The following is a 20,941-nucleotide window of genomic DNA, read 5'->3' as shown; positions in this document are numbered from 1 at the left end:
ACGCCAGAAGGGCCCCGCAGGGGTCCTTCTGCCTTTGCAGGGATGAAAAAAATGGATAGTCAATTGTCGGCCGAAGACATTGATAAAATCAGAGCCATCATGAAGGCGTTCTACGGCCATTCTGTTGCTTCAGGATTCACTGAAAGCAGCGTAACCGAAGAAACCGTGCGCGCTATCGCCCATATGCTCGTGGAAACCGTCGATTGTAGTAGATGGGTTGATGCTGTTCCTTCTCCACAGGACCTACTACGACCAACACGCAGGATCACAAAATGGGCTTTACGCCTGATTCGCGAGGCAGGGAAACCTTTTTTGCAGAACGAAGTGAAGGTAAGCTGGATTTGCCGAACTGTTCGTTCTGGCCAGTTCAGATCCTCTATCGAAACGACATTGAGATGAGACTCCCACCATGGCAAGGATAGCCCTAGCTTTATCATTTTTACTTCTTCTCTCCGGCTGCGCATCCCAATCTTCATTGGTCATTCAACCATACAGCGAACTAGCTATAGAAGTACCAGAAAAGATGTTCTCCTCTGTGAAGATGAGGGATGGCGAGCTTGTATTTTTGAGAAACAACCGGGTCGTAGGTTTTGTCAGATCGGAGGAGATTCCAAGTACAGTAAGCTCAAGTTCAGCGATTGACACCTCAACGACGCTTTTTGAGAGTGCCAATCAGGGTTCAAGTAAACCAATTTGGATGGAGCAAATTCCCGAAGCTCAGGTATTTGGAGTAGTTCAGGGGGACTTTAGAACCGTATTTATTGTACCGAACGGCCAAGCTCAATCGCTTATTACCTTCCAGGGCCCAGTTGAAAGCTCAACGTCATTGCGGATAAATGGCGCGAAGATTTCAGAATAATGCATAGCTACCACTCACCCGAGTCCCGAATTCAGCAGCCTTCCAGCAGCTTTACGTCGAAATACAACCGGTAATGAGAAGATTCATAATTTTAAGGATTGTTTTGGCCAGCCTGGTCTCAGGTTGTGCTGTAACTGACCAGGCATCCATTGAGTTTCGCACCTCCAACGATCTGACGTTCGAACTCAGTAAGAGTCGGTTTGATGCTATCGAAGTGCAGCCTTTCGAAACGCAACAATACTCTGGTAAGGTCAAAAAGTTGGATTTGGGTGGCAGCGCCTACGGCTTCTCGGTCACCGTCAAAGGCTACACCACTGCATTTATCGCGACCTCGGAACACCCTTCTTCATGGATTACCATTAGTACTCAGGATGACGTGTTCGGCGAAGTTCTATCTTCTTTGTCTGTCAGTAAAACACGCGAATGATCTATGCTGTCTATGTCAGGTTTTCCAGCTTTTCGGTATGACGGTCCAGCCCATTGGAGCCGTAAATATGCTGCAAGCGCTGCAAAAGTTCTTGCTTGATACTGTCTTCCGAAATAAGACTAGCCATAAGCCTGCCGACTCCATGGACCGGGTGGGCACCAAATTTCCTTGGGCGCGTCCACGTCTCTGCTCAGCATCAAAGGGCCGAGGAACTCAACCACCGCCTCTACTACCTCCGAAAAAGCCTCTGGCACATGTTCTTGGCCAAGGCGCTTACGGAAAGCCCGCCACTGTGGTTGCTTGCTGTCCATAAAAGCGGCAGAAAAGGGACTGGTTTCAGGGATTGCTGTCCCACGCTTTCGGAAGGTGCCCTCAACCGCCCCCTCGAGATTTTCCAACCGGAACTCGTGCTGACGCGAAAGCAGCCAGATATCGTAAAAGTCCTTCATCCGGCTGTTCAGTTCGCCAAGGTTGACCATCGCCTGGAACTTCTCAGCAATCGACGATTCCGGGGTGTAGCACTTAATCCGTGCAGTTGGAAAATCCAGCAAGCCCGGGAACTCCAGCCAGGATGGGAACGGAAATATGGGATCGCCAAAGCCAATGTCCAGTTGCATTGGAATCCTGGCGTTGTCGAGAAAACCGCTGAAGGTCACCCTTAGCCCCTGATAGTCTGCATCTTCGGTAATGGTCTCCGCCTTCAGGGTATCCGGATCAAATCGCAAGCCATCATCCGGCACCTCAGTCGCAATAATCTCGCCCACCTGGGCCAAAATAGCCTCTGGATCATTGCTGGTCTGGCCCGACATATCGATATCCCGTGTCGGTCTGCTGTTCGGCCCCTGCATTGCCCAGAACATCAGCGCACCTTTGAGGGTAAAGCAGCGGTTATGGGGCGACTGACTCAACCGGTAAAGAAACCGCTCCATGGCGTAATACTGCAGCAGTTCATCAAAGCGACGCTTTTCTTCCCGGGACTTATTCAGCAATCTCTGCCGAACGGACGCAGCAGTGTTTTGTGCCACCGTGATCTCCTTTCACTCTTTTTATTCCATCGCCAGGATGATTCTGTTCACAGCTTGGCTTCCAAGTAGGGTGCCATGACATTGGCGACCCTGCAGATTCTGGCATATTCCATCAGTTTTCCTGGACGGAAGTTTTTGCGGGTGCGGTATAGATCCAACGCCTCCAGAACCACATCCATGCCGATTCGATTCCGGAACTTGAAACAGTCGGCCAGGGTTTTCTCCGGGTTGTAGACGTTCAGGGTGATGGCATCCACGTCAACCTGTTCAATGCCTTCACTAAAGGCCCGCCCGGAGAACCGGTACCCGGCTACCGGCGGATAATCCAGCACCGGCAAACGGGCATCCCGCTCCACCGCCAGATGCACCTGATGGGGAATCTGTGTAGTAATGTCGTGCCAGGCCAGCGCGGAAATCAGGCAAAGCACCGCATTGGGAAAACGGGTAGCGGCAGCCACCAGATCCGGGTTCTCTATTGAGGGCAGGTCCGCCAGCCGGTAAATGCCACGGCTGACCGGCTCAATCAGCCCCTCGTCCCGAAGCTGATAGAACTGGTACCGGCTAAAGCCCCGAGCCAGCGCTTCTGTCAGGCGGAGCTGACCGCCGCGTTGACGGAACATGGTTTGGAGTTTTGCCCTGGAAGATCGGGCGGAGTCGGAGCCAGACAAATCGTCACCACTTATTTATATATGGTGACAGTTTGTCTGAATGGCATAGGTCATTCAAGTGTCGGCTTTGCTGGACCTTTCCCAAGGTCGATAATCAGTACCACCGCATAATATTGCCGAGCCAGACCATAGCAAACCGTAAATTCGAACGTTAAGCTTGTTTGGTATTACGCATCCGTGAAGTAGCCAGGTACCCAAGTTTGCAGAAAACGCCCCTACCAACCCAGACCGCCATCAGCCTTGGCGAACTCATGTGCGCCGTCACCCGGGACTGGCTCTGGCAACCGGCGGAGCAATGGGTCCGGGAACGCAATCCGGGCAGCGTCCTGCATTGCCGGGTTGGGTCCGGCCAGGCCACCTATCACCGTTACGATTCTCGAGACGGGCAACACCTGATCACCTACGGTGCCCGCATGATTGCCGCCAAGCACCAGCCGGAGACGGCGAGCGGCTGGCTGTCAGGCCGAGAGATCCGGAAACGGGGGTACTTTGGCGGGGAACTGAGCACTCTGAATCTGTTGGCACACACCTGCTGCCACGAGTTTGCCCATCTCCTGCAGCAAAGTGCCGGCCAGCGATATCGGGGCTCTGTGCACAACCGCCATTTCTATACCATTCTGGATGAGTTGCACGAGAACGGGGCGGCGCAAGCGACCCGTAAGGCCCTGGCAGATGAGGCGAGGGAACAGGGTCTGGCGCTACCGGATACGCCCTTCGAGCCTGTGGACACAAGGCAACAGATGGCCCACTGGCAGGTGGGCGATACCGTGCGTTTTGGTGCCGGCCGGCGGGAACTGCACGGGCAGATCATTCGGGTCAATCGAAAGACCTGCACCGTGGACGGCATCGGGCACTCGAAAGGGGTGCGATACAGAGTGCCTGTGCAGATGCTAAGCCCGCTTACACCACCTCGGTAGAGGCAACCAGGAGGCTCCGTATCTCCGGCACACAGGACCCACAGTTGGTGCCACACTTGAGCTCACGGCCGAGGGCATCGACGCTGTTGGCACCCCGCCCAATTGCCTGCTGAATCTGTCGGTCCCCAACCTGGAAGCAGCTGCAAACCAGGTTGCCAGCATCATCCCCATCGACGGCCTTTGCCGCCAGCAGGCCGCGCCGGCTCGCCTCGTCGAGCTCTGGCTGACTAAAGCAGCTGACCAGCCAGTCCACGGATGGCAAGGCAGCCGCGTCACGATCCACCATGAGTACCGCCTCCAACTGACCATTGCGCAACCGCGCCGCCCGGAAGCGGCCTTCGCGGACATCTTCCATCACCAGCTGCGGCTGGCCGCCGAGCCAGTCTGGCACAGCACTTTTCCAATCCATTTTGCACTGCCCCGCCACGATCCAGCTATCGCAATCGGGCAGAACCTGTTGGGCCCAGTAGTCTGCCTTCCAGCGTTTTGGACGATCCCGTCGCACCAGCAAACGTCCATACCAACGGGCAGGCCAGTGGGTGAGGGTAGCACGACCGTGCTTGGCTTCCGGTTGCCCGGATATCGGGTCTACCAGGCTGTCAGTAAGCGCTGTAGCCAGACCCTGCCCGGTGAACTGATCGTTCCAGTGGATCGGCACAAACACCTCACCACGCCGCTGCTCCGGCGCACTGCGCACCCGGCCGACAAAGTGCCCATGGGCACTCTTCAGTGTTGCCAATGCCCCCGGGGTGAGGGAAAGCGCCCGAATATCCTCGGGATGCACCTCAATGAACGGCTCGGGGCGATGGGCCAGCAACCGGCTGGACCGGGCTGTCCGGGTCATGGTGTGCCACTGGTCCCGGATACGGCCGGTATTCACGATCAACGGAAACGCTTCATTCGGATTCCTGGCCGGTAATCGAGAGGCAACTGGCATCAGTCGAGCGCGCCCGTTGGCGGTCGCGAACCGACCGTCAGTGAACAGTCGCCTGGAATCAGACGCCGCCCCGGTAACCGGCCATTGGACAGGCTCAAGCAACTCGTATTGTTCATTGCTCAACTCCGCCAGCCCGGAAATATCAAAGAAACGCTGACCGGCGTTCTCGAACCCCGACAACCGGGCATGTTCCCGGAAAATGTCCGCGGGCTTCCCATAGTCAAAGCCCGCCTGGTGTCCCAGGGCGCGGGCCACCGCACTGACGATCCACCAGTCGGGCCGGGCCTCTCCGGGCAACGGCAAAAAGCGCCGCTGACGGGAAATGCAGCGTTCGGAATTGGTAACCGTGCCGTCTTTCTCACCCCAACCTGCCGCCGGCAACAGGATGTCCGCATGGCGAGCGGTGTCTGTGTCCCTGACGCAATCAGACACAATGACAGTCGGGCACAGGTCCAGAGCCCGCCGAATACGATGGGTCTCCGGCAAACTGACCGCAGGGTTGGTGGCCATGATCCACAACACCTTGATATCACCCCGCTCAACCGCATCGAACAGGTCGACGGCTTTCATGCCCGGTCCATCTGCGACCGCCTCGGTCTCCCAGAACCGGGCCACGCGGTCCCGGGCATCCGGTCTGTCGTAATCCATATGAGCGGCAAGGGTGTTGGCCAGCCCACCCACTTCCCGGCCACCCATGGCATTGGGTTGGCCGGTCAGGGAAAAGGGGCTGGCGCCGGGCTTTCCCACCCGGCCTGTGGCCAGATGGCAGTTGATAATGGCGTTGCCTTTATCGGTGCCGGCTGAGGACTGGTTGATGCCCTGGGAGAACGCCGTCACCGTGCGCTGTTCTTCTGCGAACCATCGGTAAAAGGCAATGACATCTTCTACCGGCAGTTCACAGATCCTGGACACCGCTTCGGAAGAGGGTGCCGCGATTCTGGCAGCGCTGAGGCTGGCGTCGAAACCCTCACAATGGTCCTCCAGATAGCCATTATCAACAGCCTGCTGGTCGGCCAGCCAGACCAGTAAGCCATTGAACAGCACCGTATCGGTCCCGGGGCGGATGGCCAGATGCAAATCCGCCAGATCGCTGGTCGCGGTTTTACGGGGATCAATCACTACGACCCGGCGACCGGGTCGCGCCGAAGCCTGCATTCTCTGATAGAGCACCGGATGCGCCCAGGCCGCATTGCTGCCGGCCAGCACCAACAGGTTGGCCAACTCCAGGTCTTCATAACAGCCGGGAACCAGATCCCCGCCAAAGGCCCTTTTATGGGCTGCAACGGCAGACGACATGCACAGGCGGGAATTGGTATCCACGTTGGGTGTGCGGATAAACCCCTTGGCGAGTTTGTTGGCCACGTAATAATCTTCCGTCAATAACTGACCGGAGAGATAGAAGGCCACAGACCGGGGCCCATGAAGCGCCACTGATTCACGAATCCGTCGGGCCACTTCCGCCACTGCCTGCGGCCAGGCACTTTCACGACCGTGAACAACAGGCCGCAACAGTCGTCCATCAGGAGTCAGCGTTTCGTGTAAGGCAGAGCCCTTCACGCAAAGGCGCCCCAGATTCGCCGGATGTGTCTCATCCCCGCGGGTCGCAGATGGCGTTGCGCTCACTCCACAACCCACACCGCAATACGGGCAGGTGGTTTGAACCGTCGCCGGTTTTTTGTTGGTACCGGTCACAGCACCTCCTCGGGTTTCATAAAAAAAGCCCGCCAATCCGGATGCCTTGGAGGCGCATCAGGGGCGGGCTTCTTTGCCAATGGAATCAGGTTGTCTTGAACAGTCGCATTACCGGCTGCAATAACAGGGCCATTCCGATCAAGGGCGGCTCCGGGCTCTGCCAGACACCGACTATGGCGGCTCTCGAGGATTTCAGCCCCGCATCAATGCGCCAAGGCTCCGGGCCAACCATCAAATCCGGTATCAAAGTGGTGCAAACCTGGCCTACCACGCACTAAAACCAGACGAATGCCCGCTCACCATACCTGCCGCCTCCTCGAAGAACTCTCCTAACTCGTTGTTTTATTGAGACCAGCCGAGATGGCACGGCCCGTGCAAGACTATAAACAGAGACGCGCGTTACGACTCAACAGAAAACTGATCCCCAGGCACAGGCGCCTGCTTTCCGGTAACGGAGAGCGGGCGTTTTTGCATTTGGGCCAAACAGAATGAGGTATATCCATGTACACGCTCACACGAAGAACCGCCCGCTGGCTCACTCGAATTCTGCTAACAGCCACCTTCTGGACAGTCAGCACGGGGACTCACGCGGAAATTGGTCCGGCCGAGAAGCCGGACCTCAAGCTCGGCTTTATCAAGCTGACCGATATGGCGCCCCTGGCGATTGCCTGGGAACAGGGCTTCTTTATGGACGAAGGCCTTTTCGTGGAACTTGAAGCGCAGGCGAACTGGAAGGTGCTGCTGGACCGGGTCATCACCGGAGAACTGGATGGCGCCCATATGCTCGCTGGCCAGCCTCTTGGCGCCTCCATCGGCTACGGCACCCGGGCCGATATCATCACGGCCTTCAGCATGGACCTGAACGGCAATGGCATTACGGTTTCAAACGATGTCTGGGACACCATGAGCCAGCACATCCCCGACAATGCCGACGGCAGGCCCGAACATCCCATTAGCGCCAGCGCGCTGCGGCCGGTCGTGGAAGCAGCCCGGGATCGGGGCGAACGGTTCCGGATGGGCATGGTGTTTCCCGTGTCCACCCATAATTACGAGCTTCGCTACTGGCTGGCGGCCGGTGGCCTGAATCCCGGCTACTACGCGCCCCAGCGCGGCGACACCAGCGGCACCCTGGAAGCCGACGTGCATCTGTCCGTAACTCCGCCGCCGCAGATGCCCGCCACCATGGAGGCGGGCACCATCCAGGGCTACTGCGTGGGTGAGCCGTGGAATCAGCAAGCGGTTTTCATGGGCATCGGCGTGCCGGTGATCACCGATTACGAAATCTGGCCGAATAACCCGGAAAAGGTCTTTGGGGTTACCCGGCAGTGGGCCGAAGACTATCCCAACACCCACCTGCGACTTTTGCGCGCCATGATTCGGGCCGCCCACTGGCTGGATGAGAACAACAACGCCAACCGGGACGAGGCCGTAAAAATCCTGGCCCGGCCCAGCTACGTGGGTGCCGATAAGGCGGTGATCGCCAACTCCATGACCGGCACCTTCGAGTATGAAAAAGGCGACATTCGCGAGGTTCCGGACTTCAATGTCTTCTTCCGGTATCACGCCACCTACCCCTATCCGTCTGATGCCATCTGGTATCTCACCCAGATGCGCCGGTGGGGCCAGATCCCCGAGGCCAAGCCGGACGACTGGTACATGGAAACCGCAGCCAGGGTTTACCGGGCCGACATCTACGAGCAGGCAGCTCGTTCACTGATTGCCGACGGCACGCTGAAGGCCAAGGATTTTCCGGACTTCGATGCCGAGAACTTTCAGCGCCCGCAACAGGGCGAGCTGATTGACGGTATCGCCTTCACCCCCCGAACACCCAACGCCTATATCGACAGTTTCGAGATCGGCCTGAAAGGTACGCAAACCCCGTAACCGGGTTTGCAAGGAGGTTTGATAACCATGACTACGATTACTTCGGCCAAAAAACCCTCCCAGCCGCCGCGCTGGCTGGGCCAGAGATTCAGGTCCCTCGGTGAGTCGCTGACACCCGGCCAGCTCGCCGCCACCGGGCGCCAGATGTTGCTGCCACTGATAGGTATTCTGGTATTCGTCGGTTTCTGGCATCTGGCTGCACCGCAGGTGGATACCTCACTGGGCAGCTTCCCGGGCCCGGCACAGGTCTGGGAACAATCGGGGCAACTCTGGCAGGAGCACGTCAACCAGCGCGAGCGGGCCGACAAGTTCATTGCCATGCAGGAAGAGCGGAACGCCCGGATTCTGGCGGACAACCCTGAGGCTGAGGTCAGGATTCGGAATTACCCCGGTGCCCCCACCTTTCCCGACCAGATCCTGACCAGTCTGGTTACGGTCCTGGCCGGATTCATCGTGGCGACCGCTATCGCCGTGCCCCTGGGCATCGTGGTTGGCCTGAACCGGCATTTCCAGGCGGCGGTCAACCCGCTGATCCAGGTGTTCAAGCCGGTGTCACCGCTGGCCTGGTTGCCGCTGGTGACCATGGTGGTCTCAGCAACCTACGTGAGCGATGACCCGATGTTCGAGAAGTCGTTCCTGACCTCCATGATCACGGTCACTCTGTGCAGTCTATGGCCCACGTTGATCAATACCAGCGTCGGTGTGGCCGCGGTCAATCCGGATCTGCTGAATGTCTCCAGGGTGCTGCGGCTGTCGTTCTGGACCCATGTCCGCAAGGTGGTTTTACCTTCTTCGGTGCCGATGATTTTCACCGGCCTTCGGGTGTCGCTGGGCATTGCCTGGATGGTGCTGATCGCGGCCGAGATGCTGGCCCAGAGCCCGGGGCTGGGCAAGTTTGTCTGGGACGAGTTCCAGAACGGCAGCAGCCAGTCCCTGAGCAGGATCATGGTGGCGGTTCTGGCTATCGGGTTTATCGGGTTTGTGCTGGATCGGGTGATGCTGTTGATTCAGCGCAGGGCGGCCTGGAACGAATGAGCCCTGGTTTGGAGTATGCCGCACCGGGCAGGGGATGCCTCCCGGGACACGCGGTGAATACATCCCTGTACGCTCCGCAAAAACATCCATGTTTTTGAGGGTCCCGGGAGGCATCCCCTGCCCGGTGCTCCGCATGATTGAGAGGTGACTTCTATGAGTAAAACACATTTGGAACTGACTGGTGTTGAGATGGCGTTTGATACGCCGAAGGGGCCATTTGTGGCCCTGGACAACATTAATCTGAAGATACAGAAGGGCGAGTTTGTTTCCCTGATTGGCCACTCCGGTTGTGGCAAGTCCACCGTCCTGAACATTGTGGCTGGCCTGCTTCAGGCGACCAGGGGCGGCTGTGTGCTGGATGGCCATGAGGTGAATTCGCCGGGGCCGGAGCGTGCGGTGGTGTTTCAGAACCATGCGCTGATGCCCTGGCTGACGGTGTACGAGAATGTCGAGCTGGCAGTGCAGCAGGTTTTTCGAAAATCCATGGGCAAGCAGGAGCGACGCGACTGGATTCATCACAACCTGGAGCTGGTGAATATGGCCCATGCGGCGGACAAGCGACCGGGTGAGGTATCGGGTGGTATGGCCCAGCGGGTGGGGATTGCCCGTGCCCTGGCCATGAAGCCCAGCGTGCTGCTGATGGACGAACCGTTCGGCGCGCTGGATGCACTGACGCGGGCCCACTTACAGGACTCGTTGATGGAGATTCAGCAGGAGTTGAACAACACGGTAATCATGATCACCCACGATGTGGACGAGGCGGTGTTGCTGTCAGACCGGATCATCATGATGACCAACGGGCCCGAGGCCACCGTGGGCGAGGATCTCTACATTGACCTGCCCCGGCCGCGCAACCGGGTGACTCTGGCCGATAACCCGGAATACGTGCATTACCGGCAGGAGGTCTTGCGCTTCCTGTACGAGAAACAGCGCAAGCTGGAACACATCTCGACACGTCGTTCGGGAAAGCCGGAAGCCTCCGAGGGTGAGCAACCGAAGGCCCGGGCCGCCAGGGCGTGATACGTTTCGGTTACTTCAGAACATCCGCCATGGACACCAGGGCCCGGGCTACCTCGGGCAACTTCCGGCCCTGGTCCATGGCCAGTTTCCTTAATACCCGGTGAGCTTCGTCGTTGCTGATCCTGCGATGTTCCATCAGCAGCAGCACGGCCTTTTCCTGGGTTTTGCGGTCTTCCAGAGCTTCCCTGGCACTCTGCAGCTCATCGGTCATCTGCTGCAGGCGCCGGGTTTGCTCCTGGACCAGATCGAAGATGGAACGGCCAAACTGCTGACCAATACCGTCGCTGGCCCATGACTCACCGGCCTGTTGTTCGTTTCCGGAATCGCACAGCACCAACATGGGTTGAGAAGCCGGTTCCTGGGCATCCAGGGAAGTAATCAGGGTTTCCTGGTGGGCCAGCGAGTTTCTGGCATCGGCAAAACGCTCGGTGCAACGGGCGTGAAAACAGCCCTCCACGGAATCCTCTATCTTTTTGAGTTCATCCATCCGCTCAGACATGAGCCTGAACCATTCATCGGCCAGGGCCGGGTCCAGGTCTTTATAACGACCAATGGCTGTGCCCCGCTGGCGGAGGTTTTCAATTTCGGACTCACGGGGGTTTTCGCGCAGTTTTTCCCACAGGTCCAGGGAACCCTCATCGGCAAAGCTGTTAAACACCTCGAAACAGCGTTCCTGCGCCTCAATCAGGTGCGCCATGCGCTCTGACAGTGCACGATCAAACCGGCCACTGGAAAACCCCGCCGAACCGACAGCCCGCTCCTGTCCACAGAATTCTTTGCCGTTCATCAGGTGCACCATGGCCACCAGAAGCCCCGCTATGGTGGGGTCAACCGCGGTATCTGCGGCCTCAAACACCACCGCAATCAGGTTGTGGATCAGGGTACTGTAATCCTCGGTGGCAGAGGCCGCGGTTACTTTCCGGGCCACCACACACCGTCGCAGTTCGGGCAAGCCCTCAAGGCCGTGAAGGGCGCTCGCAAGCTGGTTAAGCAGGCGGCTACTGACAGGATGCGCCGTCAGTTCCTGGTGAATCTCGGCAAGGGCCTGCTCAAACTCAGAACGGAGCTGATCCGACGTCGCAACCAGGTGTTTTCGCTCCTGGGCAAACTTTTCGCCGGAAGAACCAAGAAACACGTTAGACGCACCCCGCTCGCACTGCAGTGCATGTACCAGATTGCTGATGCACTGGACCAGTTTGCCCATCTGCAAGAAGTACTGGAGGTTCATCAACTCGCAGCTTTTCGAGGCAATCAGGTAGTCGCCCGCGGATGGCGATTTATAGGCGGGGGCACGTTTGGTGTTCATAACAGACTCCGGAGGCAGACAGCCTCAAATGCGACAATCACGGTCAGATCAGTCACTCGCGTAACCAACCTCCTGCCAGTGCGCAGCAATTACCGCGCCACCGCATCTGGCCCAAAACCGTGCAATCCGCCCCGTCGCAGGGCAGTTTTCAAGTGTTCGTACTGGTGATAGCAGCCTTATAAAATTCTAATTATCTGATTTTTAAAGGTTCGTAGAACTGGCACGAAGATCGCTTTGCAATTGGTAAGGACGAACGTCTCGGCCAAGGATCAGGCCGGACCATCAGATCATTGTTGTTGGCATTGGCGCCGGACCATCGACTTCCCCTCGGGAATAGATGCTCCGGCTTTTTTTGTTTGGTCGAAAAGTACGGGTTCGAGCGAAATGACAGGAAACACTGAATCGACACTGGTGATCTGCGGGCACGGCATGGTTTCGCAACGCCTGCTGGAAGCTCTCTGCCGTGGGCGAGTCAGACCGTTTACCCGCATCATCGTGTTCAACGGCGAAGCATCCGCTGCCTACAACCGGATACAACTCTCGCTGCTGCTCGCCGGTGAAACAAACGAAGCTTCGCTGGCCTTGCAACAGGACGAGTGGTTTCGGAACAACGGCATTGAAGTCTGCAACGGAGAACCGGTAGTCACCATCAATCGGGAAGATCAGACGGTGACCACCGGATCCGGTCGGGTGCAACCCTATACCCATCTGGTGCTGGCCACCGGATCTCGGCCCGCCAAACCGGGGCTACCGGGCGCAGACCTTCCGGGTGTCATGACCTTCCGGGACCTGGAAGACACCAGGACCCTGATTGAGTCTGCTGGCCGCCATCGGCGGGCGGTGGTCGTCGGCGGAGGCTTTCTTGGCCTGGAAGCCGCTGAAGGTCTCCGCCAGCGTGGTATGGCCGTCACCCTGCTGCACCGCAGCGGCCATCTTCTGAACCGTCAGTTGGACAGAATCGGGGGTCAGCTCCTGCAACAGCACATGGAAGAGCGGGGCGTAAATATTCGCACCGGAACGGCTCCCAAAGCCCTGCTCGGGCGTTCCATGGTCCGGGCCGTCCAGCTGGATGACGAAACTCTCGTCAGCACGGATCTGGTGCTATTCGCCACCGGTATCACGCCTGCTACCGAGCTTGCCCGGACTGCCGGCCTGGAATGCGATCGCGGCATTCTCGTGGACGGGCAGCTAAGCACCAGCGATCCGGCAATCTCTGCGCTGGGTGAGTGTTGTCAGCGTGGAAACACCACCTTCGGACTGGTGGAACCCGGGTACCAGCAGGCCGAGGTGCTTGCAGGCGTGCTCAACGGAAACACTCCAGACGCCGAGTATCGGCCGGTGGACACACCGACCCGCCTGAAGATCAGCGGCGTTCCGATTTTCTCCTGCGGACAGATCAGCCCCGACGGGGACACCGAATCCGTGGTCTGGCAGGACCACGAACAGAACCACTATTGCCGGCTGCTGATCCGCAATCAGCGCCTGACCGGCGCCGTACTGCTGGGCGACACCCGGGACGGCCCCTGGTACAGCCAGCGCATTCAGCAGCAGGACGATATTTCCCGCTACCGGGACTTCATTGCATTCGGCAAGAACTACTGCGAGGCGGCGGCATGAGCCGCTCCGGAAAGAGGACAGACCCATGAGCAAGAAAACCCTGATAGTCGTCGGCAACGGCATGGTCGGCCATCACTTCCTGGAACAATTCTGCGCCAGCCCGGCCGCTGCCGATTTCGAGATCATCGTGTTCGGCGAGGAAAAACAGCTGGCCTATGACCGGGTTCACCTGTCCGAGTATTTCGGCGGCTCCAGCCATGCCGATCTCGCCATGGGTACCCTGGAGTGGTACACCGAGCAGGGGATTCAACTGCACCTGAACGAACAGGTAACCGGCATAAACCGGGAAAATCGCACTCTGGAAACGCCCCGTGGCAGCTACCGGTACGACGAACTGGTGCTGTCCACCGGCTCCTATCCGTTTGTACCCCCTATCAAGGGCAATGACCGCCCGCACTGCCTGGTTTACCGGACCCTGGATGACCTGGATGCCATTCACGCCAGCTCGGAAGGTGCCCGCACAGGCGTGGTGGTAGGCGGCGGCCTGCTGGGTCTTGAAGCTGCCAATGCGCTCAAGAGCCTGGGACTGGAAGCCCACGTTGTGGAATTTGCACCCCGGCTGATGCCGGTTCAGCTGGATGCCGATGGCGGCGCCCTGCTGCGCCACAAGATTGAGGAGCTTGGCGTTCAGGTGCACACCGAGAAGGCCACCACAGCGATTACCGAGGGCGAGGATGCCCGTCTGCGCATGAATTTCAGCGACGAATCCTTCCTCGAGACAGACCTGATCGTCTTCTCCGCAGGCATTCGGCCCCAGGACGCCCTGGCCCGGGCCAGTGGACTGGAGATCGGCGAGCGCGGCGGCATCGCCATCGACAACCACTGCACCACTTCGGACCCCCATGTGCACGCCATTGGCGAGTGCGCACTTTGGGAGCAGAAGATTTTCGGCCTGGTGGCCCCCGGCTATACCATGGCCCGCACTCTGTCTTCCGCCCTGAACGGTGATCGGGAGACTGCTTTCACCGGCGCCGACATGAGCACCAAGCTCAAATTGCTGGGTGTCGACGTGGGTTCCATCGGCGACGCCCATGCCCAGACCCCGGGCGCTCGCAACATCCGCTTTAACGATGAACAGGCCGGCCACTATCGACGAATGGTGATCAGCGAGGATGGCAAGACCCTGCTGGGCGCAATTCTGGTGGGCGACAACAGCCACTACGACACCCTGCTGCAATATGCCCTCAATGGCATCACCCTGCCGGAGAATCCGGAAACGCTGATCCTGCCGGAGAGCCAGGGCGGAGCGCCGGCCCTGGGCCCGGATGCCCTGCCGGAAACTGCCTCCATTTGCTCCTGCCACAACGTCACCAAGGGCGATATCTGCGGCGCCATTGATGCCGGCTGCTCGGACCTTGGCAGCGTCAAGGCCGAAACCAAGGCCAGCACCGGCTGTGGCGGCTGCACCGCCCTGCTCAAGAACGTAGTGGACAGCGAGCTGGAAAAACGCGGCGTGGAGGTCAGCAAGGATCTGTGCGAGCACTTCCCGTACAGTCGCCAGGAGCTGTTCCACTTGGTGAAGGTGAACGGCATCCGCACCTTCCGCACCCTGATCAGTCAGCACGGCAAGGGGCACGGCTGCGACATCTGCAAACCGGCGGTGGCGTCGATTCTCGCCACCTGCTGGAACGAGCACATCCTGGCCACCGACCACGTGCCGCTTCAGGACACCAACGACACCTTCATGGCCAACATGCAGAAGAACGGCACTTACTCGATTGTGCCGCGCATTCCCGGCGGCGAGATCACCCCGGACAAACTGATTGTGCTGGGTGAGGTGGCGAAGGAATACGATCTTTACACCAAGATCACCGGCGGCCAGCGCGTGGACCTGTTCGGCGCCACCCTGAGCCAGTTGCCGGAGATCTGGGAAAAGCTGATCGCTGCGGGTTTCGAGACCGGCCACGCCTACGGCAAGTCACTCCGTACCGTGAAATCCTGCGTCGGCAATACCTGGTGTCGCTACGGCGTTCAGGACAGCGTGGGCATGGCGATTCGCCTGGAGGACCGCTACAAAGGCCTGCGGGCGCCCCACAAGGTGAAGATGGCGGTCTCGGGCTGTACCCGGGAATGCGCGGAAGCCCAGAGCAAGGACTTTGGTGTGATTGCCACGGAGAACGGCTGGAACCTGTATGTCTGCGGCAACGGTGGCATGCGGCCCCGCCACGCCGATCTGTTTGCCACGGATCTGTCTGACGAGGAGCTGATCCGGACCATTGACCGGGTGGTGATGTTCTATGTGCGCACGGCCGACCGGCTGCAGCGCACCAGTGTCTGGATGGAAAATCTGGAGGGCGGCCTGGAGTACCTGAAGCAGGTGGTTCTTGAGGACAGTCTGGGGATCGGCGCTGAGCTGGAGGAGCACATGGAGGGGATTGTTGGGACCTACCAGTGCGAGTGGAAGACGGCCGTCGAGGATCCGGAGAAGCGGAAGCGGTTCCGGGAGTTTGTTAATGCGCCTTCGCAGTGCGATCCGGTTCAGGAGTGGACTGTTGAGCGGGGGCAGCGTCGGCCTTTACTCGAAAACGAGCTGGAGAGCGAGGCCGTGTAGATTTCTTGTTGGGGGGCGGAGCGCGGGGGCAGATATCTTTTCCCTCGGGAAAAAGAACTCGCTGCGCTCAGACACCTTTTTCCTGTCGGTAAAAGATATCCACCCCCACGCTCATCAAATCACCCGTTAACGCCATAAGACAAATAAAACCGAATTTTGAAGCTGAATCACCCCACAAACCAGAAATATTCGGTTGATTCGCAATAGCGACATTGGAGGAGCACATGAAACCACGCACTCGTTGGGAAGCCGTCTGTACCGTTGACGACCTGGTGCCGGAATCTGGCATCGCGGTATGGACCGAAGAAGGTCCGGTGGCGGTGTTTTATCTGCCGCATCGGCTGCCGGCGTTGTTTGCCATCAGCCATACGGACCCGTTCAGCGGCGCCAATGTGCTGGCCCGGGGGATTACCGGGGATCTGAAAGGGGAGCCGGTGGTGGCGTCGCCGTTGTACAAGCAACATTTCAGTCTGCTTACGGGTGTCTGTCTGGAAGACGATACCGTGCGGGTCAAAACCTACCCTGTCCTGCTGGACGGCAACCAGATCCGCTTGGAAGTACGGGCCAACCAGCGAGAATCCATCGCGGCCTAGGCCCTTAACAATGCCGGCGAAAGCCGGCGCGTGGTATGGGAAGTCTTTGTGCAGGGGAAAAGATGTCTGAGCGAAGCGAGTTGCTTTTCCCCGGAAGAAAGACTTCCCATGGCGCGTGACGGCGATACTCCGAGGCTAAACCTCTCTGGAGCGACGCCAACGCTCCCGCCAGCCAAGAACAAAGATGGTCAGTGACGGCAGAAAAGTCACGGTTACGATCGCTGCCCCAAGCAGGCCAAACAGAACGATGGCGCCCACGCCCCGATACAGCTCGGTGCCTTCGCCGGGCAGGAACACCAGGGGCGAGAGGCCGCAGATGGTGGTCAGGGTGGTCATGGCAATCGGGCGCAGGCGGGTCTGGACGGCGGCGGTGACGGCCTGTACTACGGTAACGCCTTTCTGGCGCAGGTTCTGCCGGGCCTGGTCCACCACCAGGATCGGGTTGTTCACCACGGTTCCCATCAGTATCAGGAAGCCCAGCATGGTAATCATGTCGAAGGGTTGTCGCAGAGGCTGGAGGCCGATCATGGGCAGCAGGCCACCGACCAGGTTCATCAGGGCCAGGCCCACAATGCCACCGGCCACGCCAAGCGGTATTGCGGTCATGATCAGCAGCGGGAATCCCCAGTGCGCGAAGATGGCCACCAGCAGCAGGTAGACAATGGCAATGGCAATGATGAAATTGCCGGTCAGAGCCTCCCGTGTGGCATTAAGCTGATCGCTGGCGCCGGAAATATCCACGTTCACATTCGCGGGCAATGCGCCGCTGTCCCGCATGAACTGCAACAGTTCCGTGCGTACCCTCTCAACGCCGGCTTCGAGCGGCACATCGTCCGGGGGAATCACGTTCAGAGTCACCGTGCGGCGACCGTCCACCCGGCGGACCGTGCTGGTATCGACGGTTTCCTCGATGGTAGCCAGGCTGGAGAGCGGCAGGGTAGCACCCTGGGGGGTGTGCACCATGACATCCGGCAGGCTGTCCAGTGACGGGTTGCGACCCTCGCTGCCGTAGACGTAGATATCGATCTTTTCGTCGTCCAGGAAGAAATCGTCGACGTAGCTGCCCTCGGTTAGAGAGGCTACGGTGAAGCCAATGCTTTCTGCTCCCAGACCCAGTTCAGCCGCGCGATCCCAGTCGGGCATAATCTGGATCAGCGGTTGCGCCAGGGACAGCGTGGAGGGCTGGCTCTGGATGCGGGGGTTGTCGAAGATCTCCTCGGCCCGCTGGTAAGCGGCATTGGCGGCGCTGTAGACCGACACCAGGTCCGGGCCGGAGATGTCCAGGTTGATGCTGCGGGTGCCGCCGTCGTTGCTGGAAATGATGGAGCCTTTGGCCGCGAAGGCGCGCATGCCCGGGAACTGTTCATAGAACCGGGTGATCTCGTCCATCAGGGCTTCGATGTGCCTTGGATTCAGGGTCTCGGCGATGATCCGGATCCTGGTGGGCGTTACCTGCATGTTGAGATAGGCCATGGGCGGCACGCTGGTTTCGCCCGCGGCGTAGGCCTGGCCGTCCGCGTTCACGTGGGGCAGGAAGTAGTCTTCCACCTGGCGGGCAATGGCTTCCATCTCCTGCAGGTTGTAACCCGGCGGCGCCGACATGGCGGCAAAGGTCTTGGGCTCCTCGCCTTCCGGCAGGTATTCGGCGGGTGGGGTCAGCACAAAAATCACCCACAGGCTGAAGCCGACGGTGGCTGCCATCACCAGAAGCCGGCGCACCGTGCCATTCACCAGCCATCGCACCGCCCCCATGGCGGCCCCGCTCCAGCGACCCGAGGTTTCGTTGCCGTATTCATCGGTGGTCACGCCCCGGCGGCCGAAATCCAGCCGGGCGCAGAGGGTGGGTATGATGGTGATTGCCACCAACATGGAGGCGAGAATGGCGGCAGAGATGGCAATGGCTACGTCGGAATACAACTGGCCCGCCTCTTCCTCGATAAACAGGATCGGCAAGAACACCAGAATGGTTGTGGTGGTGGACGCCAGCACCGCCGGCCAGACTTCACGCACGCCCTTGAGGGCCGATTCGAAACGGTCCAGCCCCAAACGCCGGTGTCGCTCGATGTTCTCCAGCACCACGATGCTGTTGTCCACCGTCATGCCGATGGCAAAGGCGATACCGGCCAGAGAGATCACGTTGATGGTGCGGCCGGTGATCAGCAACCCGATAAACGCGGCTATGGCACACAGCGGTATGCCCACCACCCCGGCAAACGTGGCCCGGCCGGATCTCAGAAACAGGAACATCACCAGGGTTGCGAAGGCGGCACCGATACCCAGATTGGTCCAGACATTGGCCACCGAGGCTTCCACGTAACGGGCATCGTCTGCGGTCAGGCCCAGCCTCATGCCCGCCGGCTCCAGCACCTCCTGGTTGATGGCGGCCACTTCGTCCATCATCGCGCGTTTGATATCTATGACGTTGGAGCCGCTTTCACGGCGCACCTGCAGGCCAATCACCCGCTGGCCGTCGATAAAGGACAGCTCCCGGATCCGGGAATGGCCCTGCTGAACCCGGGCCACCTCACCAAGGCGCACCACGCTGTCACCCTGCCGGCGTACCACCAGCTGTTCCAGGGATTCAACGTCGTCAAAGCGCCCGACCGTGCGCAACAGATACCGGCGCTTGCCAGAGTCGATCTCGCCGCCGGAAATGTCCTGGTTACGGGCCACGATTGCGTTGCGCAGATCCACCAGGCTCAGGCCGCGCTGGGCCAGGGCGGATTCGTCCACAATGATCTGCATCTGCCGGTCGGCACCACCGCCAACGGTAACCTCGGAAACCCCCGGCACGCTCTCCATCCTGGGCCGCACGCGGTCCTCGATAAAATCGCGCATCAGCTCGATGTCCAGCTCACGGGGATTGCCTTCGAGGGTGGCGATGCGAAAATACATGAATGCGTTGGAGGAGAACGACGCCGCCACTATGCGCGGCTCATCGACGTTCCTCGGATAATCCGGCACCTGGCTCAGGGCATTATTGATCTGGATCAGGGTCTCGGTGATATCCACCCCGAACGGGAACTCCAGCTCGATCTCCGCCGCTCCGCTGGATGCGGTGGAAGTCATCCGGCTCAGGTTAGGAACATTGCGCAGGAACCGTTCCTGCTCAATCAGTATGTCCTTCTCAATGTCCTGGGGCGTGGCGCCTGGCCAGCTGGTTTCCACCGTGACCGTCCGCACCTCCAGATCCGGAATCATCTGGACCGGAATCCGCAGTGCTGCAGCAGCCCCAAGGATCGCGACAATCAGGGCAATAACGGTGACCAGAGTGCCGTGGCGGATAATGCCGGCAAACATCAGCGGCTCTCCCGTTCGGCAATGCGAACGCTGATGCCCTCGCTCAGGGACTCGTTGCCACGGACCACCACCTGCTGGTCCGCTTCAAGACCACTAGTGACCTCTACCCGGCCCTCGAAGCCGGTGCCAAGGCGCACCCGCTTTTCGCTCACGGTCCAGGTGTCTTCATCCCCCGGTTCGGCGATCCACACGGTGGTTCGTCCTTCGGGATACCGGTTGATGGCATCGCGGGAAACCGTCAGGCCACGTTCACCGGTAGTGACCCGCAGTACCGCCTGTACCGACATCCCCGGGAGCAGCTTCACGGATTCGGGCTTGATGGCGCGGAGGAGAAAGGTTCTGGACTGGGGATCGTTGACCGGTACCAGAACATCGATGGTGGCGCTGCTCAGTGCCTGGTCATCCTGCACCAGCAGCCGGCTGTTGTCGTCGATGCGTTTGTAGAAGGACTGGGGTACCTGGAAATCCAGACGAAGGTTGTCGGTATCCACCAGAGTCAGCAGCTGGTCACCGGGGGTAACCCATTCCCCGAGATCCCGGGAGCGCTGGCTGACCACACCGTCGAAGGGCGCGGTCACGCGGTGGCGCCCGGCCCGGACTTCCACCTGGCGGCGGGCGGCTTCCAGGCGAGCCAGGGTCGCTTCGCTGGCGGCCACTTCACTTTCCCGTGCACTGACTTCGGTGGCCGCGATATTGCGGCCTGCGCCGACGGATCTGGCCTCACGCAGGCGACGCCGGGCTTCCTCCAGGCGACTGCGGGCCTCTTCTGCCTCGGCTCTTGCCGCGGCCAACTCCCAGGTAACCAATTCGTCATCCAGCTCGACCAACACATCGCCCCGGTCAACACGATCACCGGTTTCCACCCGAACCTCGTCCAGCAGGCCCGCAACCGCCGCCGACATGCCAGATACCCGAAGGGCATTCACCGTACCATTCAGGGTCACTTCCTGAACGATATCTTCTGAAGAGACGGTTTCCAGCTGAACACCAGGCAGGTCCTGGGCAGCGGTGAGCACCGGAAACAGGCTGCACAAAAACAGAACAACACCCTGCAGGCTCTTCATGGGGGTAGCCACGTCCTTTTCTCCAAGATTCATTTCGATGGATGCA

17 protein-coding genes are annotated in these 20,941 nt (G+C 59.5%); 11 read left to right on the top strand and 6 right to left on the bottom strand.

All coding sequences use genetic code 11. The features are described 5' to 3' along the window. Nucleotides 1-51 precede the first annotated feature (51 nt). From AC13DD_RS20485 to AC13DD_RS20475, 3 genes are all read left to right on the top strand, one after another. The gene (locus AC13DD_RS20485; RefSeq protein ID WP_139043689.1) at nucleotides 52-399 is read left to right on the top strand and encodes a hypothetical protein; all 348 of its coding nucleotides are present in this window, start codon (nucleotides 52-54) and stop codon (nucleotides 397-399) included. A 10-nt stretch (nucleotides 400-409) separates the two neighbouring features. Beyond that, nucleotides 410-859 carry a hypothetical protein gene (locus tag AC13DD_RS20480; RefSeq protein WP_139043688.1) on the top strand — a complete coding sequence of 150 codons (450 nt, stop codon included), beginning with the start codon at nucleotides 410-412 and terminating at the stop codon, nucleotides 857-859. A gap of 103 nt (nucleotides 860-962) precedes the next feature. After that, the gene (locus AC13DD_RS20475) at nucleotides 963-1,286 is read left to right on the top strand and encodes a hypothetical protein (RefSeq protein WP_273084176.1); all 324 of its coding nucleotides are present in this window, start codon (nucleotides 963-965) and stop codon (nucleotides 1,284-1,286) included. A 119-nt stretch (nucleotides 1,287-1,405) separates the two neighbouring features. On the opposite strand, the gene AC13DD_RS20470 is transcribed toward AC13DD_RS20475, so the two are convergent. After that, on the bottom strand, nucleotides 1,406-2,311 hold the full coding sequence (locus AC13DD_RS20470) for a nucleotidyl transferase AbiEii/AbiGii toxin family protein (protein WP_008176949.1): 906 nt from the start codon (nucleotides 2,309-2,311) through the stop codon (nucleotides 1,406-1,408). Nucleotides 2,312-2,358: 47 nt separating this feature from the next. Beyond that, nucleotides 2,359-2,931: a type IV toxin-antitoxin system AbiEi family antitoxin domain-containing protein gene (locus tag AC13DD_RS20465; RefSeq protein WP_008176946.1), complete on the bottom strand. Its 573-nt coding sequence runs from the start codon at nucleotides 2,929-2,931 to the stop codon at nucleotides 2,359-2,361. 299 nt (nucleotides 2,932-3,230) lie between these two features. On the opposite strand from AC13DD_RS20465, the gene AC13DD_RS20460 reads away from it, so the two are divergent. Continuing rightward, complete coding sequence (locus tag AC13DD_RS20460; RefSeq protein ID WP_050898367.1) at nucleotides 3,231-3,896, top strand: hypothetical protein; 666 nt, start codon at nucleotides 3,231-3,233, stop codon at nucleotides 3,894-3,896. Here AC13DD_RS20460 and AC13DD_RS20455 read toward each other — a convergent pair. Further along, a complete protein-coding gene (locus tag AC13DD_RS20455) occupies nucleotides 3,880-6,525 on the bottom strand; it encodes a nitrate reductase (protein ID WP_092033118.1) in 2,646 nt (881 codons plus the stop codon). The genes AC13DD_RS20460 and AC13DD_RS20455 overlap by 17 nt on opposite strands. Before the next feature lie 95 nt (nucleotides 6,526-6,620). Here AC13DD_RS20455 and AC13DD_RS20450 point away from each other — a divergent pair, with 95 nt between their 5' ends. The 4 genes from AC13DD_RS20450 (at nucleotide 6,621) to AC13DD_RS20435 (ending at nucleotide 10,464) form a co-directional block, all read left to right on the top strand. After that, nucleotides 6,621-6,803, top strand: a complete 183-nt coding sequence (locus AC13DD_RS20450; RefSeq protein ID WP_139043687.1) for a hypothetical protein — start codon at nucleotides 6,621-6,623, stop codon at nucleotides 6,801-6,803. Nucleotides 6,804-7,026: 223 nt separating this feature from the next. After that, nucleotides 7,027-8,409 carry a CmpA/NrtA family ABC transporter substrate-binding protein gene (locus tag AC13DD_RS20445; RefSeq protein ID WP_482931660.1) on the top strand — a complete coding sequence of 461 codons (1,383 nt, stop codon included), beginning with the start codon at nucleotides 7,027-7,029 and terminating at the stop codon, nucleotides 8,407-8,409. Between the two features lie 27 nt (nucleotides 8,410-8,436). Next, nucleotides 8,437-9,444, top strand: a complete 1,008-nt coding sequence (locus AC13DD_RS20440; protein WP_286803757.1) for an ABC transporter permease — start codon at nucleotides 8,437-8,439, stop codon at nucleotides 9,442-9,444. Nucleotides 9,445-9,597: 153 nt separating this feature from the next. Further along, nucleotides 9,598-10,464, top strand: coding sequence for an ABC transporter ATP-binding protein (locus tag AC13DD_RS20435; RefSeq protein WP_482931659.1), 867 nt, complete (start codon nucleotides 9,598-9,600; stop codon nucleotides 10,462-10,464). 10 nt (nucleotides 10,465-10,474) lie between these two features. On the opposite strand, the gene AC13DD_RS20430 is transcribed toward AC13DD_RS20435, so the two are convergent. Next, the gene (locus AC13DD_RS20430; RefSeq protein WP_092033062.1) at nucleotides 10,475-11,770 is read right to left on the bottom strand and encodes a nitrate- and nitrite sensing domain-containing protein; all 1,296 of its coding nucleotides are present in this window, start codon (nucleotides 11,768-11,770) and stop codon (nucleotides 10,475-10,477) included. 384 nt (nucleotides 11,771-12,154) lie between these two features. Here AC13DD_RS20430 and AC13DD_RS20425 point away from each other — a divergent pair, with 384 nt between their 5' ends. From AC13DD_RS20425 to nirD, 3 genes are all read left to right on the top strand, one after another. Beyond that, complete coding sequence (locus tag AC13DD_RS20425) at nucleotides 12,155-13,387, top strand: NAD(P)/FAD-dependent oxidoreductase (RefSeq protein ID WP_288365683.1); 1,233 nt, start codon at nucleotides 12,155-12,157, stop codon at nucleotides 13,385-13,387. A 25-nt stretch (nucleotides 13,388-13,412) separates the two neighbouring features. After that, a complete protein-coding gene (nirB, locus tag AC13DD_RS20420) occupies nucleotides 13,413-15,938 on the top strand; it encodes a nitrite reductase large subunit NirB (RefSeq protein WP_482931658.1) in 2,526 nt (841 codons plus the stop codon). A 224-nt stretch (nucleotides 15,939-16,162) separates the two neighbouring features. Continuing rightward, nucleotides 16,163-16,531, top strand: a complete 369-nt coding sequence (gene nirD, locus AC13DD_RS20415; protein ID WP_008176927.1) for a nitrite reductase small subunit NirD — start codon at nucleotides 16,163-16,165, stop codon at nucleotides 16,529-16,531. Between the two features lie 135 nt (nucleotides 16,532-16,666). Here nirD and AC13DD_RS20410 read toward each other — a convergent pair whose 3' ends face one another. After that, complete coding sequence (locus AC13DD_RS20410; protein WP_482931657.1) at nucleotides 16,667-19,831, bottom strand: efflux RND transporter permease subunit; 3,165 nt, start codon at nucleotides 19,829-19,831, stop codon at nucleotides 16,667-16,669. After that, a complete protein-coding gene (locus AC13DD_RS20405; protein WP_053113564.1) occupies nucleotides 19,831-20,895 on the bottom strand; it encodes an efflux RND transporter periplasmic adaptor subunit in 1,065 nt (354 codons plus the stop codon). The genes AC13DD_RS20410 and AC13DD_RS20405 overlap by 1 nt, the downstream gene beginning before the upstream one ends. Between the last annotated feature and the right edge of the window lie 46 nt (nucleotides 20,896-20,941).

This window comes from Marinobacter sp. L-13 (assembly GCF_056857715.1).
This window is presented reverse-complemented; position numbering and strand designations above follow the sequence as displayed.

What these genes read in the sequence shown, in the direction of transcription:
- nirD (WP_008176927.1), top strand. Translation starts at nt 16,163, where the DNA reads ATGAAACCACGCACTCGTTGGGAAGCCGTCTGTACCGTTGACGACCTG.
- AC13DD_RS20460 (WP_050898367.1), top strand. Translation starts at nt 3,231, where the DNA reads ATGTGCGCCGTCACCCGGGACTGGCTCTGGCAACCGGCGGAGCAATGG.
- AC13DD_RS20445 (WP_482931660.1), top strand. Translation starts at nt 7,027, where the DNA reads ATGTACACGCTCACACGAAGAACCGCCCGCTGGCTCACTCGAATTCTG.
- AC13DD_RS20405 (WP_053113564.1), bottom strand. Translation starts at nt 20,895, where the DNA reads ATGAAGAGCCTGCAGGGTGTTGTTCTGTTTTTGTGCAGCCTGTTTCCG.
- AC13DD_RS20410 (WP_482931657.1), bottom strand. Translation starts at nt 19,831, where the DNA reads ATGTTTGCCGGCATTATCCGCCACGGCACTCTGGTCACCGTTATTGCC.
- nirB (WP_482931658.1), top strand. Translation starts at nt 13,413, where the DNA reads ATGAGCAAGAAAACCCTGATAGTCGTCGGCAACGGCATGGTCGGCCAT.
- AC13DD_RS20425 (WP_288365683.1), top strand. Translation starts at nt 12,155, where the DNA reads ATGACAGGAAACACTGAATCGACACTGGTGATCTGCGGGCACGGCATG.
- AC13DD_RS20440 (WP_286803757.1), top strand. Translation starts at nt 8,437, where the DNA reads ATGACTACGATTACTTCGGCCAAAAAACCCTCCCAGCCGCCGCGCTGG.
- AC13DD_RS20435 (WP_482931659.1), top strand. Translation starts at nt 9,598, where the DNA reads ATGAGTAAAACACATTTGGAACTGACTGGTGTTGAGATGGCGTTTGAT.
- AC13DD_RS20480 (WP_139043688.1), top strand. Translation starts at nt 410, where the DNA reads ATGGCAAGGATAGCCCTAGCTTTATCATTTTTACTTCTTCTCTCCGGC.
- AC13DD_RS20430 (WP_092033062.1), bottom strand. Translation starts at nt 11,770, where the DNA reads ATGAACACCAAACGTGCCCCCGCCTATAAATCGCCATCCGCGGGCGAC.
- AC13DD_RS20485 (WP_139043689.1), top strand. Translation starts at nt 52, where the DNA reads ATGGATAGTCAATTGTCGGCCGAAGACATTGATAAAATCAGAGCCATC.
- AC13DD_RS20465 (WP_008176946.1), bottom strand. Translation starts at nt 2,931, where the DNA reads ATGTTCCGTCAACGCGGCGGTCAGCTCCGCCTGACAGAAGCGCTGGCT.